The sequence below is a fragment of the Exiguobacterium sp. s39 genome (assembly GCF_018618925.1).
Taxonomy (GTDB): domain Bacteria; phylum Bacillota; class Bacilli; order Exiguobacteriales; family Exiguobacteriaceae; genus Exiguobacterium_A; species Exiguobacterium_A abrahamii.
In genome coordinates, this window is sequence record NZ_JACSNA010000001.1 from 1,443,592 (window position 1) to 1,459,804 (window position 16,213).

The following is a 16,213-nucleotide window of genomic DNA, read 5'->3' on the forward strand; positions in this document are numbered from 1 at the left end:
ATCCCCTCCACTTCTATCATTTCAGATATCTTATCTGAAATGCAAAGCAAATGCCCTACAGACGTGACTGTAGGGCAAAAACTTACTTGAATGCCTCTTCGATGATTGCAACGAAAGCATCCGGTGTCTCAAGCATCCCCATGTGTCCACTGTCTGTTGACCGATGTATGAGATGATCATTCTTTGGTGCAAATGCACTTTCCTCTGAAATCAGTTGATCTTTCGTGCCGTGAATGATGACACCCTTCACGTTTGACCTCGTCAAGACCTTCGTCATATCTCGCCGATCTCGCATCGCAGAGAGCGCACGAATGGCTCCTTCGACCGTCATCATGTATCCAATCTCAAGTGCTTCAGCGACAGCGAACTCATCTGCCCCTTCAGCGAATAAGGATGGAACAAGACCATTGACGAATTCTCTGACACCGACTTCTTCAACGCGTGTGATGTTTTGATTTCGTTTTTGTTTCGCTTGTTCATCATCTGCTTTAGCTGTCGAATACACAAGACCGTATCCACTGATTTGATCCGCATACCCTTCAACAATTGCAGCTGTGATGTATCCACCAAAGGAATGTCCGATGATGATCGGCTTGTCGATACCACGTCGATCAAGTTCATGCATGACCCATTCTGCAAAGCCTTCAATCGTATCCGGACCAACATCGAGTCCCTCATGTCCTGGTAAACTTAGTAGTAAGACATCAAAGGAATGTCGTAAATTTGCTTCTACCCGATTAAAATAATCTGTTCCTCCTGTAAATCCATGCAGGAGTACAAGTGTCTGTTTTTCCATTGACTACCTCATCCCTTCCATTCAGATGCGAGCATACGGTACATCGTTAAATCCATGAAACGCCCATGACTGTATGCATAATCTTCTAGTAATCCTTCTGCTTTGAATCCTAATTTTTGAACCAATGCGTTAGAAGCGAGGTTTTCAGGTGCGACGAGGGCGCTGATTCGATGGAGAGCAAATTCTTCAAAACCATATGTCAGAACAGCTCTTGCCGCTTCTGAAGCGACACCACGTTGCCAATAGTCTTGACTAACTTCAAAACCAATTTCAGCCCGATGGTATTGGGACAGCCAGTTATGAAAACCGATAGTACCGATCAATTGATTCGTTTGTGCATCAGCAATTGCCCAGCGAATCGCTTTACCTTGCGTGAACTGTTCTTTAAAGTAACTGATGACATTTTTAGCTTCATAGACCGTCACGAGCGGATCTGATCCGTAATAGTACATGACTTTATCGTCCGATAGGATTTTAAACAATTCGCGTGCGTCACGGTTTTCGAGCTCACGTAATATGAAGCGCTCGGTCCGCAATTCCGGGAAAGGCTTTCGCAAGCCCCACATGCTCCATCACCTCTCTTTATGCTTCTCTATGTAGTATGCCCGTTTTCAGAAGTAAATATCCTTTCAGGCAATTCGAAGTTTTGCTACTATTAAATTATGAAGTAGTTAGTCATGGAAAGGAAGCGAAGTGGTATGTCGAGTGCGTTACTTTACTTATATGAGGACGAGGAAAATCAACGATTAACGATGTCAGGAGTACATTTCTCTGATTTCGCTGCAGCCGTCGATTTGAAACGTCCTTTACTCATTTCAGGAAGTGATTTCAAACAGACGAAACAATCGTTTCGAACGATGCTTCATTACATCGAATCGCATGAGATCCAACAGTTTTCACAATCAACGGATGTCCAGCGTCATCCTTTGACTGCTATTGATATTCGATCTTCCCATTCGCTCGATGTATTGACGGATGTCGAAATCGCAGAATTATTATTTTTAATGCATATGAAACGAGGGACACCTCTTCCTTTCCTTGACTCGATCGAGAATGAACTGGTCTATTTTAGCGAACACGATGGGCTTCATGCTTCTGTTTACTTGAAGGATTGGTCACGAGTAGAACAACTTATCTCCGATCTCGTACAACGGAAATTTCGTCAGCACGCACGATCCGTCGCCTCGATCGCCTTAACAGCTGAAATCATGATTCATATCCGTCATCTCCTCAAAGAAGGAGTATTGATTAATTTCGAAAGTGCAAAACGGTCTGTTTTCTCAAGAAATATCACGATTCCCGTATATGTAGCAGGACGCTACGAAGATATGAGCGTATTACATGAAGATTTTGAAGCGGAGAAAGAATCGATCCTTCGACGAGGAACGCTTGTTTGTCGCAAAAAGAAATGGAGTTTTGAGTTAGATTGACCTTTAGCATCTTTTTCTTTTAGAAAAGGATGCTTTTGTTCTATTTGAATTTTACATGACGATTCCCTCTCAAAAGGTATTCCTATCCATATGACAATATTGTTAAAAAATTTTTCGAATTTTCACATAAAATAAGACTAGCATCTTGTGAAGACTTCGCTATAATGAGGATAACCTTTTCAAGATAGAAGTTAGCCCCGGTTTTTTATAGGGATAGTACTGGAATCAGCAGAAGGAGGAATTCAATATGGATCAGTTAAAAGTGAACGGAATTGGCTCATTCACGAAATTTGCGACAAATGGGAACATCCTGAAATTAAAGGATGCGACACTCGGTGAAGTGAAATTGTCGCTGAATGAGGCGAGTTCAATGACCATCGCCCCTGTCGATGAAGAAAATGGACTTTTCATCATTAAAGGGCAACAGCAGGAATCGCTTGTTGAACTGACGTTACCACGTCAATCCTGTGAGGTCGTTCACGCTTGGCTCCTCCATAAATTGAAACGTCACAAAAAAACGCGCTCGATTGCAACGAGCTGATGTGTAATGTATAACGTCTTGGGTATAGACCTCATCTCTCCTCAAGGCGTTATTTGTTTTCAAAAATTCGGTGGTGAATTTTCAGAAAATATTGTTTTATTAATTTCTTCATGTTATCCTTAGAAAAATTCAAACAGGAGGTTTTAAACATGACACACGCAACGCTCATCCAAGAACGACTGATTGTGATTAAGAGTAGGGACTGAAGATTCATTTCTCGTTTGAGAAAATGAAGATCCAGGCCCTTTTCGTCATTTCGACAAGGCGTCTGAGCAAACGACGCCTATCCACAAACTTAGTGGATGAGGTTTTTTTTATGAAATTAGGATGAATGGAGGACAACACATGTTTAAGACAAAAGATACATTTGCTTTAGGATTTATGATTTTTGCTTTATTTTTCGGTGCGGGTAACCTAATCTTCCCACCGGAACTCGGTGCGCTTGCGGGTTCACAGTTCCTTCCTGCCATCCTTGGTTTTATCGTAACGGGTGTCGGTCTTCCTTTGCTCGGCTTACTTGCAGTTGCCTCTATCGGGGGTGGCATCAAAACACTTGCTGCACCACTCCCTCGTTTTGTAGGTGCTGCCTTGACGTTCGCACTCTATGTTGCAATCGGTCCCTTTTTCGGAATTCCGCGAACATCGGTTGTCACGTATGAGCTCGGAGTCGTACCATTTCTTGGTGCTCCCTCACAAATGACGTTGATCATCTCATCGAGTCTCTTTTTCCTTGCCACACTTTATCTTGTACTACGACCAGGAAAATTACTTGAGATCATCGGGCGTTTCATCACACCATTGTTACTGATTGCTCTTGCTGCATTAAGCATCAGTAGCATCATTTCGCCACTTTCGGGTATCGCTTCACCAAACGAAGCGTATGAGACGACTGGACAGGCATTCATTCAAGGTTTCCTTCAAGGATACTTAACGCTTGATGCACTCGGCGCCTTGGTATTTGGTGTCGTCGTACTGCATACATTGAAAAGCCGAGGCGTTCATGAACGAAAAGCACAATTTAAAGTCGTCACTCGTGCCGGAATTATCGCTGCCACTGCTTTGACTCTCGTCTATGTCGGACTTGGAATGATCGGACGTAACACCTTTGCCGCCATCGGAAAAGTTGATGGTCCAGCACTTCTTCAGCATTATGCAAATACTGCCTTCGGCTCAATCGGTTTAGCTGTACTTGGTCTTGCAATTCTGCTTGCATGTTTGACGACATCAGTTGGTCTCGTCACCGCATTTGCAGAATATATGATGACGATTTCCAACCGTGTATCTTTAAAAGCGGCAAGTATCTTCACGACTGCTCTCGGTCTTACGGTATCGATCGTCGGATTGCAGACATTGTTATCCATCGCCGTTCCGGTATTGATGTTCCTTTATCCAATCGTCATCGTCTTGATCGCTTTGACATTCATGCGTCATCTGTTCCGTCGTAAGTCGGTCGTTTATCAATCAACTCTTGGTGTAACGATTTTCTTCTCATTCTGTAGTGCGTTGAATCAACTTTCGCTTTTCCCGGGAAATCTTAAAACGTTCTATCAATCCTTGCCTTTAGTGGATCAAAGTTTAGAATGGTTATTCCCAACACTCATCGCCTTCGGTATCAGTTCATGGTTTGGACACGTTTCCAGTGCTTCTATCACACAAAAACGCGCTAGCTAGTGATTCCGCTTTCATCGCTATGGTATGATGAACAAAATGGTTCTATTAATGGAGGCGTCATATACATGGATAAGATTGCTTGGATTACCGACAGCATGGCTTTTTTTGAGCCAGGAGAGGCTGAAAAAATCGGAGTCCATGTGATACCGACTTTACTCATCTTAAACGGAGAGTCTTACCGGGAGTATGTCGATATCTCGATTGAACAGCTTGATCAAAAAATGCGAGAAGATTCCCACGCTTCACCGACGACTTCTCAACCATCATTCGGTGATTTCGTAACCTTGTATGAACAATTGCTTGAAGATGGTTATGATTATGGGTATGCGATTCATATCACGAGTGGACTGAGCGGCACATATTCGAGTTCTGTCGCTGCAGCTGAAGCCGTCGGTTTCCCCTTATACGCGATTGATTCGTATACAGGTGCTGCGAATCAGCAAGAACTTGTCCGGATCGCACAACGACTCGTTGCTGCTGGTAAAGGTCCCGATGAAGTCATGTCTACGCTTGAGACATTCAAACACAAATCGCATTTTTATCTGATCATCGGAAATATGGAGACGATGCGACGGAGCGGACGTGTCTCAGGAAGTCAATTTTTACTAGCAAACATGCTCAATATTAAACCAATCGCTCAATTTAATGAGGAAGGACGACTTGTCCCATTTAAAAAAGTTCGTTCCATCAAAAAAGCTTTTAAAGAAATGGTCAGTGAAATTTCATCAAAAATCAGTGCTCATGGTGTATATGATCGGACGCTTTATGTCAGTCATACGCTTGCTCATGCCGCTGCTGAAGAATTACGGCGCTTGATTTCTACAGAACATCCGGAGCTTCAAGTACGCATTACCCAATTTGGTCCTTCCATCTTGGCACATGCTGGCGCTGAGACGGTCGGTGTGTACTGGTTCGATGAGATTCCTTTACCAACAACTTGACATCTTGCACGAAACGATGAAAACCGGACGGTCTGCTTGAGACCGTCCGGTTTTTTCATGTCGTTTCATACTTACGAAATAGTTCTTCTAATAATGCGGCTTCGTCCGTCGTCCGTTGAATCGGCTCATGCGGAAGCGTGATTACACTGGATAACGTCTCAGAAGGATATACATCAATCGAAACTTGTTCCATTTCGATGAGATACTCAAGGATGGAATCAAGTGATGTCTCCTTATTGAATTGACGAAGCCAATTTTCATATCGACGATCCACTTTTCCTTCTTTAATCAAAATCTTTCCACCGTCAATGATTGCCCACTTCGGTGGCGCATCGATTTGAAAGAGTTCCAACTGCTGGTACTCTTCCATCGTTCGTTTCGTCACCGGAACAACACCGTTAATCGATACTAACCGTTTTAATCTAAGATGCGCTCGCATCGTCATGAAACGAGGTCGCCCAGCGACTCGCTCGACAAGCAACGTCGGCTTGTCGATGGAGCGCATCGTCTCTTCATCAAATAATAAACTATGATCAACATCTAACAGTAACATCAAGCCACTCCTTTTTTTCTACGGGAGACGATGAATGCATAGGAGCTACATAAAAGAATCGCGGCAAAACAATATCCACCGATGACATCTGAGAAATAGTGAACGTTTAAAATGATTCGAGAACCTCCCATGGCGAGGAATAATCCAATCGTCACGATCGATACAAGTACCTTCCCACCTGTTTTCAAATGACGAAACGCAACGACGAGAAATCCGGTATAGACGGCAAAAGCCATCGCTGAGTGACCACTCGGAAAACTGTATCCTACGCCACCAACCAATTCATTTAATGAGGGGCGCTCTCGGACAAAGGCAAATTTAACGACTTGATTCAATACACCTACTGATATTGCCATGATTACATACCAGATACTTGCAATGCGATCCCGCCACAAAACATAACTCAGTATTCCAAGTAACACCGTCATCGTCATCGCCCCTGGACCTGACCCAAGTTGAGTGAACCAAGAAACGTAATCCCCTGGGACGTGTTGCGACATATATGACGATAATTGAGCATCAAATAAAAAATAGCCTGTTGTCCGAATGGAGACAGCGATGATCACAAATAAGACGACAGCAATGGATGCACCAATCCACGCCGCTCTTGCACCCCGCATCAGTATGTCCCCTTACGTTCTTCTAATTCTTCTGCTGAATAGTCTTCCTTATCTCGCAAACGATGCGCTAGTCGTCCGGATGCATTTGCTGCGATGGCCGCGACGATATCATCCATGAACGTATTGACTTTTCCGTCCCCAAGTTTCGTATCGAGTTCTTTGATGATACCGACCTTTGCTTTATCCAAATAGCCAAACGTCGTAACCGCAATCGAACCATACGTGTTGACGGCACCAATCGCAATCGTCTCATCTACGCCAAATAGCCCTTCATCGCTTTGGATGATGGACAGCAGAGGTTCTGATAATAACCCTTTTTCCGCCAGGATGTCTAGTTCTGCTCCGACGAGAATCGCATGTTGTAATTCACGTTTTTCAAGAACACGTTCTACTGAACTGACACATGTTTCAATTGTCAGATCCACCGTGTAGGGAGCCTGCATTTGGTACACGATCTCAGCGATCGCATGAATCGTCACCCCTCGTTCGTGTAACTTATCGATAGCTGCCTGTTTGACCTCTTTTGAATGTGTTTTCTTCATGACTATATCCACCTCTCCAACAAAGTACTTCATTAGTATACACGGATTCTGAACCTCCTCTCAAACTTCTTTGACATCGACGCCAGAATCCGTCATGATTATTTTGTAAAGCGTTATCATTTCAGGGGAAAGTAGGGGATTTTCGATGAACATCGGGGTTGTATTGTTTCCATCGAAACGCGTTCAAGATTTTGCCAATTCATACCGAAAGAGATATGACTCGAAGTATTCACTGATCACACCTCATATCACGCTACGGGAGCGAACAGAGGTCGATGAGTCAGAACTTGATCGAATCGTTAGTGAATTAAATCAGATTGCATCTGAAACTAAGCCAGTTAATCTACACATTCAAGGAGCTCGTTCGTTCCATCCGACGAACAATGTCTTGTTCCTTAAAGTAATGCCGACGGATGAGTTAGAACAATTACATCGCGCTTTGCATACGGGACCACTCGAACATAAGCCGAAATACGATTTCTTGCCACATATCACAATCGGTCAAGAACTGTCGGATGTCGAACTGTTCGATGTACTAGAACGTCTCAAGATGGAAGATATCCGTTTCCAAGAGGACGTCACGAAAATGGCTTTATTGTATGAACTGGAGAACGGTGCTTGGAGTGTCTATGAGACATTCCGCTTCACAGGTCAATGAATGATTAAACTTCCCGGTCGAAGCTTCGACCGGGAAGTTTTAGTTCTGGTAATACACCGTATGCATTTGCCTGTTCTTCTAAAAAGTCGTCTGCTTCGTGTTCGCGGTAAGGATCAGTTGGGCGAATTGGTTGAACTCGAGCGACTGGTTCAGTCTTTAGCTGTGGATCGACACGTACTTGACGATTGACATATTGTACGACTGTAAAATCGATTGCGTTCATCCTCTGCACTTCCTCTCTCCTTCTAATGACACTTATATTTGATAGTTCCCCGATCGAGCACAAAAAAAACCAAGCCTCCCGCATGGGAAAGCCCGGCTTAATCGATCGTTTATTAAAGAATGTGGAATCCGCTATCGACGTGAAGAATTTCTCCTGTCACCCCACTCGACATTTGTGAAAGCAAGAACAGTCCACTTTGACCAATTTGTTCTGTCGTCACGTTACGATGAAGTGGCGCACGTTCTTCGATGCTATCAAGAATGGAATTGAAGTCGCCGACACCTTTTGCGGATACTGTCCGAATTGGACCAGCTGAGATTGCATTGACACGAACGCCTTGCTGACCGTATTCAGCAGCGAGATAACGAACGCTTGCATCTAATGCGGCTTTCGCAACACCCATGACGTTGTAGTTCGGAACCATCTTCTCACCACCGAGGTACGTCAACGTGATGACGGATGCATCTTCCGTAAAGAAATCTTTCGCCGCTTTAACGACTGCTGTTAAGCTGTAGGCAGAGATATCAAGTGCTTGCGCGAACTGTTCACGCGTTACACCTGAAAACTCACCACGAAGCGCTTCTTTATCCGCGAATGCGATCGAGTGAGCGATTCCTGAAATTTTACCGTGATCTGCATGGATCGTTTGGAAGACCTGTTCGATCTCTTCATCACTCGTGACATCACACGTATAATAAGAAGCCGGTCGTGATAACTCTTGTCCTAATTTTTCAAGTGGTGCCTTAAAACGCTCCCCGACATATGTAAATGCCAGGCTTGCTCCAGCAGCGTCGAGCGCACGTGCGATGCCCCATGCAATCGAACGTTGGTTGATGACGCCCATGACGACGTACGTCTTGCCTTCGAGTGAAGGATAAATATTCATGATAAAGTCCCCCTTGAATTAGTACCTGGTAATAAAACCTATCTTCAGGTTACAAAAACGTAACGCTTCTGTCAACCATCGCTCTTGATATTGCGGATTTGATAAATTACGGTAATATAGAAAGAGATAGAAAGTAGGGATGAAATGAATCGATTCAAATCATTTACACAACGTTATGATCATACGTTGCTTTTTTTACTCGCCTGTCTGATGGTCATCAGTATCATCGCCATCTATACAGCACAACCTTCGCTTAAAGGTGCGATCAGTGCCATTAACTTCTCTGCCAAACAAATTCAATGGTATGTCATCGGCTTCATGGCGTTATCCGTCGTCATTTTCATCGATTATGAACAGTTGAAGCGATTCCACTGGTTTTTATATGGAGCAGGTATCGTATCGTTAATCGGTCTTGTCATTTTCCGTGGTACACCAATCGTCACTGAAATCAAAGGGGCATACGGTTGGTATCAATTCCCCGTTATCGGTACGGTTCAACCGGCTGAGTTCATGAAGTTCTTTTTGATCGTTACGCTCGCTGCCGTCATTACCGAGCACAATGCGCGTTATGTTCAACATGAAAGAGATCTCTTGTTACTTATCAAGTTAGTCGCGGTTACAGCCTTGCCGCTCGGTCTTATCATCATTCAGCCCGATTTAGGGATCGGTTTGATTCTATGCGTCATCTTAGCATGTGCGATGTTATTATCAGGACTGAATTGGAAATGGCTTTTGACGATGTTCGGTCTGTTCGCAGGAGCTGTCATCATCTTCTTTTACCTGTTCTTTTTCCAAAATGATTTACTCGCAACCTTTTTCCCAGGTCACGCGATGAACCGGATCATGGCTTGGTTGCAACCGTTCGAATATGCGGATGATTTGTCGTACCAGCTCGTCCAAGCAATCAACGCGACAGGTTCAGGTCAAATGTTCGGCGTTGGATACGGGAAACTGCAAGTGTTCGTTCCGGAATTGCATACAGACTTCATCTTTACGACGATTGCCTCACACTACGGTTTCATCGGGGCTGCCATCGTCTTGATCGTCTTGTTCCTGTTCGTCTATCGCTTGATTCAGATTGCTCTCGAGACAGCGGATCCATTTGGTACCTATATCGTGACAGGATATGTCGCGATGTTTACGTTCCAAATCTTCCAAAACATCGGGATGACGATTGGTGTCTTACCGATCACAGGTCTTCCCTTACCGTTCATCAGTTATGGGGGATCAACGATGATCGTAAACCTCGTCGGTCTAGGATTGATCATGGCAATCGCCTCTCAATCTCGGATTTCCATGTTCGATGAAGACTAAACACAAATAAAAGGCAGTGGACCGAGTCCATTGCCTTTTATTTGTGTACTTTATCCTTCCAGTCGGAGATCCTCAGGAAGTGGTGCTTCAAAACGAACCCGTTCTCCCGTCGCAGGATGAAGGAACGTTGCTGACGCACTATGAAGCGCCTGACGCGGAAGTAACGGGTTCCCTTGATACATCGTATCGCCAATCAAAGGATGCCCAAGAAAAGCAAGATGGACACGAATTTGGTGTGTCCGACCTGTCTCTAGTCGGATATCGAGTAATGAGATTTCTTGGTCAAAGGCTCGAACTAGACGGCTATTTAAGATATGCGTAATGGCTCGTTGACCATCTGGTCGTACCATCCGTTCCATGAAGGAATGATCGGTTTGACCAATCGGTTGATCAATTGTTTGTACCGGTACGTTTCCGGGTGCATACGCTAAATAATGTCGTTCTAATTCATTGGATCGTTGCATGAGACTCATCCGGTGATGGGCAAGCCCATGTTTCGCGAACAAGACAAGACCACTCGTATCACGATCGAGCCGATTAACGATATGGATTGCATACGGAATTCCTTGTTTTCGGTAATAACCAAGGACATAGTTCGATAATGAGCGTTCTGGATGCAGTCGAGACGGAATCGATGCCATGCCCGGCGGTTTATTGACGACGAGCAACCAATCATCTTCAAACAAAATATCAAGTTCCCCTTCTGTCGCCACCATATCCGGTGCTGGTGTCTCTTCCGGGAAGAAGACATGGACATGATCACCCGCGTGTAAGACGTCGTGGACGTTAACATGGTGACCATTACGCGTGATATCCCCATGATTTTTAATCGATACTAACATTTTTCGCGAAATCCCTAAGCGGGTCGTACAAAAATGACTGACACGCCAGCCATCCTCGTTGTCAGTCACCATCTGTTGTAGCTGAAATCCATTCATGTTTCCATTTCCTTTACTTTAACGTCTTTCGTCTGCCAGGAAAGATTCCCGCACCCGTTGCCAGAACGGGAAAGAACGAAAACGAGCAAATTTCACTTTTTTATCAGAGACCCGGCATCGAATCGATGTCACGTTTTGATGAATGATTGAAGCATAGTGGTCATAGGTCATCTGAAAATCAATCGGATTAACGGGACGAATTTCGACATCATGATGTTTCGGTAACAACATCGGTGAGCCGATCGTCCGGTAAACACGATTGTTGATGGAAGCCATCTCTGTAATTTGAATTGCTTCGAGCGCCGGGTGAACGATCGCTCCGCCGAGTGCCTTATTGTAAGCTGTCGAACCAGACGGTGTTGATACACACAACCCGTCCCCTCGGAATGTTTCGAAGTAGTCGCCTCGAATCGATAAATCGCAAACGAGCGTCTGATTAAAACTTTTAATCGTACATTCATTCAAGGCAAGCAGTTGGTTGTGTGAACCGTCCGCATAATCAATCGAGAGTTCAAGCAACGGGTATTGAACCGTCGCTAAATCCTGCTTCGCGATATGATCAATCAGTTCATCCATTTCTTCAGGGCGCCAATCCGCATAAAAACCAAGATGCCCCGTATGAATCCCAACAAGCGTAATTGTCTCTACTTGATCGAGATACGAATGAAACGCCTGTAACATCGTTCCGTCTCCACCGATCGAGACGACGATTTCCGGCTGGCTGACATCAAGAATACATCCCCGATCCGTCAATGCCTGCTCGAGTTGCTGTTTCAGCGCATGAGATCGCTCATCATCACGAGCCGTGATTGCAAAATGCATGGTCATCCCCCTACTCTTTTAATCGTTCAGACGCCTTAGCGTCGCGTTGAAAGACGAGTTGTGCATCTTGGATTTCTACTTTCAGCTGGCTCATCTCCGCATCAAGCAAAAATGCTGCCTCTGCTGCACGACGCAGACGCTCACGCGTCTCTTCCGGAATATTTCCTTGGTACTTATAATTCAACGAGTGTTCAATCGTTGCCCAGAAGTTCATCGCAAGCGTTCGAATTTGGATCTCGACTAACGTCGGAACTTCACCTTCGATCGTCTGTACCGGATAGGCAATGATGACGTGATACGATCGATAGCCACTATCCTTTTTTTGCGTAATGTAGTTTCGTTCTTCGACGATTTTAAAATCTCCGCGCGAGCGCAACAGCTCAAGGACATGAATGATATCATCGACGAATTGACACATGATACGTAATCCGGCGATATCCTGCATATCTTGTTCTAATGACTCGCGCGCAATTGCTTTTCGTTCCGCTTTTTGAAGAATGCTCTTTACAGGTTTGACCCGTCCTGTGACAAATTCAATCGGTGAATGTTCTCCCCGTTGCTGAAATTGTTTACGAATCGCTTTTAGCTTAACTTTCAACTCATCGACCGCGATTTGATACGGCGCAAGAAATAAATCCCAATTTTCTTTTGTCATCTGATTTGTCACCACTTTTAATCGAATAGTATTGGTTCACTGCCTGTTCCTACCTCATTCATGTTATCATATTTTCAGACATTCAACTAGAAAGGCGTGATTCCGATTAGACAAGAATTGGAAATCGAATTTAAGAACTTATTGTCTGAACAAGAATATCTATCGTTATTTACCCATTATGCGTCAACAAAACAACCCATTTGGCAAGCAAATGATTATTTTGATACTCCTGATTTTGAACTTCGAAAAAAAGGTGCTGCTTTACGGATTCGTGAGAAAAAACAAGGGCTCGTACTGACTTTAAAACAACCTCATGAGGAGGGGTTGCTTGAAACGCATGTTACGTTATCATCAACTGAAGCAGAAGATCTATTCAAATACGGTCTAATTCATTCCGAAGAGATGAACGAACAGCTAAAGTCATTTGATTTACAGGGATCTTTAGAACATTTAGGTCGATTAGAGACAGAACGAATCGAAACCGTGCTCCCGGAAGGATTGCTTGTCCTTGATAAAAGTCGCTATCTCGGACATACCGATTATGAGTTAGAGTTTGAGGTCAGTAACTTCGAACAAGGGCAAAAGGATTTCGAGCGAATTCTTTCAGAACACGACATTCCACAACGCAAAACAAAAAATAAAATCGTTCGCTTTATGGAACGTAAAGCGCTTTCTTGATTTTTCGTGTAGAAATGAACAAGCAAAACCTTTGCTCTTTCTTTTTTTTCGTTGCTAAAATAGGGTAACGATAACAACAGGAAGGGGTGAACGGATGGAACACGCACAATGTAACGGATCTTATTGTTCATTGGACGAACCATCGATTCAACAACCGACGAAACCTCTGGAAATCTATCATTTTCTAGATGTGACACAAACGGATGGTTTACGGTTGATACCCGTTCTCAAGAAGTTAGAACTAGAATATGGCCATCTGTTCCGTCTTCGGACGATTGCAACGATTCCATGTGCTCCATCACGATCCGCATGCGACATGTCACCACTCGTCATTCTAAAAGCAATTGAGCTTCAAGGAAAAACGTTTGGTATGCGATTCATGCGACGCCTTCGAATGCTTCATAACGTCGAAGGAGAAAGTGCTTATAGTCGACCATCATTGATGCGGCTAGCAGAGGCATTAACGGAGTATGGTTTGGATTTAGATGAGTTCCATCGTGATGTCTCGTCGGATACGATTCAGCAAATGCTCGAGAAAGAAACCGAACTAGTCACCGAATGGGATGTTCGGATTCTTCCAACACTCGCTTTCGTTGGAGACGAAGAAGCGATCAAAGCAGAAGGACCTTATGAGTATTTGGTGTATGTCTCGATCTTAAGTGAATTGCTAGATCATACGATCGAAAAACAACCGAAGCCACCACTCGAACAATTCTTGAGACGGTATGAAACAGCAACAACGGCTGAAATCGCCTTTATTTATGACGCTCCTGAATCCCAGATTGAACACGAATTAAAAAAATTGGTCTTGCAACAAAAATGTGCTTCTCTATCGTACTGTGATGGAAAAGTATGGCGTCATTTAAAAGATTCGGCACATGCATGATAAAAACAACAAAAAGGACAGTGAAGCACGCTTCACTGTCCTTTTTGTGTTCAATCATAGATAAAAGAAAAAGTCCCTCATGACGAGAAGGACTTTTTCTTTTGACCATTGGATGGGGGAAAAAGAGAATCGACTGGGGAATGTGACCCTCTTCACAATATAAGTATATCGTGGTTCTCTTTTCTTTTCCACCCTTTGTTCACTTTGTCACAAAGATGTCACTCTGCTAACAAAGCTTCAAATTCATCTAGGACACGTTCAAATTGACGCAGTGCTGCTTCAACTGGTGCTTTTGTTGTCATATCAACACCCGCAGCTTTTAATACTTCGATTGGATAATCACTTGATCCCGCTTTTAAGAAATTGTTGATGTATCGCTCTACAGCAGGTTGTCCTTCTTCTAGAATCTGATCCGTCAAGGCAGCAGCAGCAGAAATGCCCGTTGCATACTGATAGACATAATAATTGTAATAGAAGTGTGGAATCCGAGCCCATTCTAGACCGATTTCTTCATCCAATACAATTTCTTCTCCGAAGTATTTTTGATTCAACGCATAATACGTTGACGTTAAGAATTCCGGTGTCAGCGATTGTCCAAGACGAGCCGCATCATGAATTGCATGTTCGAATTCAGCGAACATCGTTTGTCGGAACAATGTTCCACGGAATGTTTCGAGTTGATTGTTTAATAGATAGAGTTTTTCTTTACGATCCGTTACTTTCTTCAATAGATAGTCGTTCAACAATGCTTCATTCGTCGTTGAGGCAACTTCTGCGACGAAGATTGAATAATCACCGTATGGATATGGTTGAGACTTCCGCGTGTAATAACTATGGACAGAATGTCCGAATTCATGTGCGAGTGTAAAGAGGTTGTTGATGTTGTCTTGCCAGTTCATCAAAATGAACGGCTGTGTATCATAAGCACCAGAAGAGTAGGCTCCACTCCGTTTACCACGCGTCTCTCGGACATCAACCCAACGTTCAGACAACCCTTCTTCGAGGATGTGCTTGTACTCTGCTCCGAGCGGTGCGAGCCCTTCGACCATCAATTGTTTCGCTTCCTCGTAAGAGACTTTCATCTCCACCTCAGAAACGAGCGGTGTGTACATATCATACACGTGTAGTTCATCGAGTCCGAGCACTCGCTTACGTAGGGCGACGTAACGATGGAGCAATGGTAAATGCTCATGTACCGCTTCAACTAATCCATCATAGACGGACTCAGGAATCGCATTACCGTGTAAAGCTGCTGCGCGTGCCGATGGGAACTTCCGGACATCTGCATAGAAGTTGTCTTTCTTAACTGACCCAGCAAGTGTCGAAGCGAGCGTATTCGTGTATTTCGCATATGTTCCATACATCGCTTTAAATGTTGCTTCACGGACCGAACGATCAGATGATTCCAGGAATGTGATGAAGCGACCATGTGTCAACTCTGTTTCTTCTCCGTCTTCCCCTTTGATTTTCGGGAATGTCAGATCTGCATTGTTCAACATACCGAACGTCGTACCGGATTGACCGAGTACTTCTCCTGCCTTTGCAAGAATCGCTTCTTCCGCTTCCGTCAGGACGTGTTCACGCTCTTGATTCAATTCATCAAATGCATGACGATACATCGCAAGATCTGGATTCTCATTAAGATACGTCTCAATCGTTGACTCAGGTACAGCTAATAGTTCTGGTGTCATGAAAGCAAGTGTTGCTCCGATTTGCGACGCGAGTGTTCGAGCACGGTCGTTCATTGCTTGGTAGAAACTATCTGCTGTATTTTCGTCATAACGCATGTGCGCGTATGTATAAAGCTTATAAAGACGTCTTGAGACTTCGTCGCGTAACTGTAACCCTTCATAGAGCGTTTCTGCACTCTGTCCAAGACGACCCTTATACTCGACGAGTAATGGGAGCATTGCTTTCACCGATTCGAATTCTTCTTCCCACGCTTCGTTCGTTGCGTAAATCGACTCTAGATTCCATGTTTCTGTAACGTCAACATCTTGACGTGTTAATACTTCTGCCATTTCCCTCACTCCTTTAATTCAGTTATACCTGTTTTCTT

The 16,213-nt window shown here is 44.0% G+C and carries 19 protein-coding genes; 8 read left to right on the forward strand and 11 right to left on the reverse strand.

Annotated features, from left to right (window positions below):
• Positions 1–82: 82 nt before the first annotated feature.
• Both KNQ11_RS07680 and KNQ11_RS07685 read right to left on the reverse strand, forming a co-directional pair.
• The gene (locus tag KNQ11_RS07680; RefSeq protein WP_214770944.1) at positions 83–796 is read right to left on the reverse strand and encodes an alpha/beta fold hydrolase; all 714 of its coding nucleotides are present in this window, start codon (positions 794–796) and stop codon (positions 83–85) included.
• Positions 797–804: 8 nt separating this feature from the next.
• On the reverse strand, positions 805–1,362 hold the full coding sequence (locus KNQ11_RS07685) for a GNAT family N-acetyltransferase (protein ID WP_023468869.1): 558 nt from the start codon (positions 1,360–1,362) through the stop codon (positions 805–807).
• Between the two features lie 111 nt (positions 1,363–1,473).
• On the opposite strand from KNQ11_RS07685, the gene KNQ11_RS07690 reads away from it, so the two are divergent.
• The 4 genes from KNQ11_RS07690 (at position 1,474) to KNQ11_RS07705 (ending at position 5,379) form a co-directional block, all read left to right on the forward strand.
• Positions 1,474–2,226, forward strand: coding sequence for a hypothetical protein (locus KNQ11_RS07690; RefSeq protein ID WP_251133634.1), 753 nt, complete (start codon positions 1,474–1,476; stop codon positions 2,224–2,226).
• 247 nt (positions 2,227–2,473) lie between these two features.
• Entirely contained in the window at positions 2,474–2,767 is a 294-nt protein-coding gene (locus tag KNQ11_RS07695; protein ID WP_050677561.1) for a hypothetical protein, read from the forward strand.
• 345 nt (positions 2,768–3,112) lie between these two features.
• Positions 3,113–4,438 carry a branched-chain amino acid transport system II carrier protein gene (gene brnQ / locus KNQ11_RS07700; protein ID WP_214770947.1) on the forward strand — a complete coding sequence of 442 codons (1,326 nt, stop codon included), beginning with the start codon at positions 3,113–3,115 and terminating at the stop codon, positions 4,436–4,438.
• Between the two features lie 65 nt (positions 4,439–4,503).
• Complete coding sequence (locus tag KNQ11_RS07705) at positions 4,504–5,379, forward strand: DegV family protein (RefSeq protein ID WP_149427645.1); 876 nt, start codon at positions 4,504–4,506, stop codon at positions 5,377–5,379.
• 55 nt (positions 5,380–5,434) lie between these two features.
• Here the strand turns inward: KNQ11_RS07705 and KNQ11_RS07710 are convergent, their stop codons facing one another.
• From KNQ11_RS07710 to KNQ11_RS07720, 3 genes are read right to left on the reverse strand one after another with little or no spacing between them, the layout of a single operon-like run.
• Positions 5,435–5,932, reverse strand: a complete 498-nt coding sequence (locus KNQ11_RS07710) for an HAD family hydrolase (RefSeq protein WP_149427646.1) — start codon at positions 5,930–5,932, stop codon at positions 5,435–5,437.
• On the reverse strand, positions 5,932–6,552 hold the full coding sequence (locus tag KNQ11_RS07715) for a phosphatase PAP2 family protein (RefSeq protein ID WP_149427647.1): 621 nt from the start codon (positions 6,550–6,552) through the stop codon (positions 5,932–5,934). The genes KNQ11_RS07710 and KNQ11_RS07715 overlap by 1 nt, the downstream gene beginning before the upstream one ends.
• Entirely contained in the window at positions 6,552–7,094 is a 543-nt protein-coding gene (locus tag KNQ11_RS07720; RefSeq protein ID WP_034786059.1) for a phosphatidylglycerophosphatase A family protein, read from the reverse strand. The genes KNQ11_RS07715 and KNQ11_RS07720 overlap by 1 nt, the downstream gene beginning before the upstream one ends.
• A gap of 145 nt (positions 7,095–7,239) precedes the next feature.
• On the opposite strand from KNQ11_RS07720, the gene KNQ11_RS07725 reads away from it, so the two are divergent.
• Positions 7,240–7,752 (forward strand): YjcG family protein, encoded by a 513-nt coding sequence (locus KNQ11_RS07725; RefSeq protein WP_149427648.1) that lies wholly within the window; start codon positions 7,240–7,242, stop codon positions 7,750–7,752.
• A gap of 4 nt (positions 7,753–7,756) precedes the next feature.
• On the opposite strand, the gene KNQ11_RS07730 is transcribed toward KNQ11_RS07725, so the two are convergent.
• Together KNQ11_RS07730 and fabI are read right to left on the reverse strand one after the other, a co-directional pair.
• On the reverse strand, positions 7,757–7,975 hold the full coding sequence (locus KNQ11_RS07730; RefSeq protein WP_023468878.1) for a hypothetical protein: 219 nt from the start codon (positions 7,973–7,975) through the stop codon (positions 7,757–7,759).
• 112 nt (positions 7,976–8,087) lie between these two features.
• The gene (fabI, locus tag KNQ11_RS07735; protein WP_029342212.1) at positions 8,088–8,861 is read right to left on the reverse strand and encodes an enoyl-ACP reductase FabI; all 774 of its coding nucleotides are present in this window, start codon (positions 8,859–8,861) and stop codon (positions 8,088–8,090) included.
• Between the two features lie 144 nt (positions 8,862–9,005).
• Between fabI and KNQ11_RS07740 the strand changes: the two genes are divergently transcribed.
• Complete coding sequence (locus KNQ11_RS07740) at positions 9,006–10,175, forward strand: FtsW/RodA/SpoVE family cell cycle protein (protein WP_029342211.1); 1,170 nt, start codon at positions 9,006–9,008, stop codon at positions 10,173–10,175.
• 50 nt (positions 10,176–10,225) lie between these two features.
• Here the strand turns inward: KNQ11_RS07740 and KNQ11_RS07745 are convergent, their stop codons facing one another.
• From KNQ11_RS07745 to yjbM, 3 genes are read right to left on the reverse strand one after another with little or no spacing between them, the layout of a single operon-like run.
• Positions 10,226–11,113, reverse strand: coding sequence for an RluA family pseudouridine synthase (locus KNQ11_RS07745; protein WP_149427649.1), 888 nt, complete (start codon positions 11,111–11,113; stop codon positions 10,226–10,228).
• A gap of 18 nt (positions 11,114–11,131) precedes the next feature.
• Positions 11,132–11,935: an NAD kinase gene (locus KNQ11_RS07750; RefSeq protein WP_149427650.1), complete on the reverse strand. Its 804-nt coding sequence runs from the start codon at positions 11,933–11,935 to the stop codon at positions 11,132–11,134.
• A gap of 10 nt (positions 11,936–11,945) precedes the next feature.
• Positions 11,946–12,590 carry a GTP diphosphokinase gene (yjbM, locus tag KNQ11_RS07755; protein ID WP_035396676.1) on the reverse strand — a complete coding sequence of 215 codons (645 nt, stop codon included), beginning with the start codon at positions 12,588–12,590 and terminating at the stop codon, positions 11,946–11,948.
• A gap of 117 nt (positions 12,591–12,707) precedes the next feature.
• On the opposite strand from yjbM, the gene KNQ11_RS07760 reads away from it, so the two are divergent.
• On the forward strand, positions 12,708–13,268 hold the full coding sequence (locus KNQ11_RS07760; protein ID WP_149428148.1) for a CYTH domain-containing protein: 561 nt from the start codon (positions 12,708–12,710) through the stop codon (positions 13,266–13,268).
• A gap of 94 nt (positions 13,269–13,362) precedes the next feature.
• Positions 13,363–14,154, forward strand: a complete 792-nt coding sequence (locus KNQ11_RS07765) for a DsbA family protein (protein WP_050677567.1) — start codon at positions 13,363–13,365, stop codon at positions 14,152–14,154.
• Positions 14,155–14,372: 218 nt separating this feature from the next.
• Here the strand turns inward: KNQ11_RS07765 and pepF are convergent, their stop codons facing one another.
• On the reverse strand, positions 14,373–16,175 hold the full coding sequence (gene pepF, locus KNQ11_RS07770) for an oligoendopeptidase F (protein ID WP_214770963.1): 1,803 nt from the start codon (positions 16,173–16,175) through the stop codon (positions 14,373–14,375).
• Positions 16,176–16,213 lie beyond the last annotated feature (38 nt).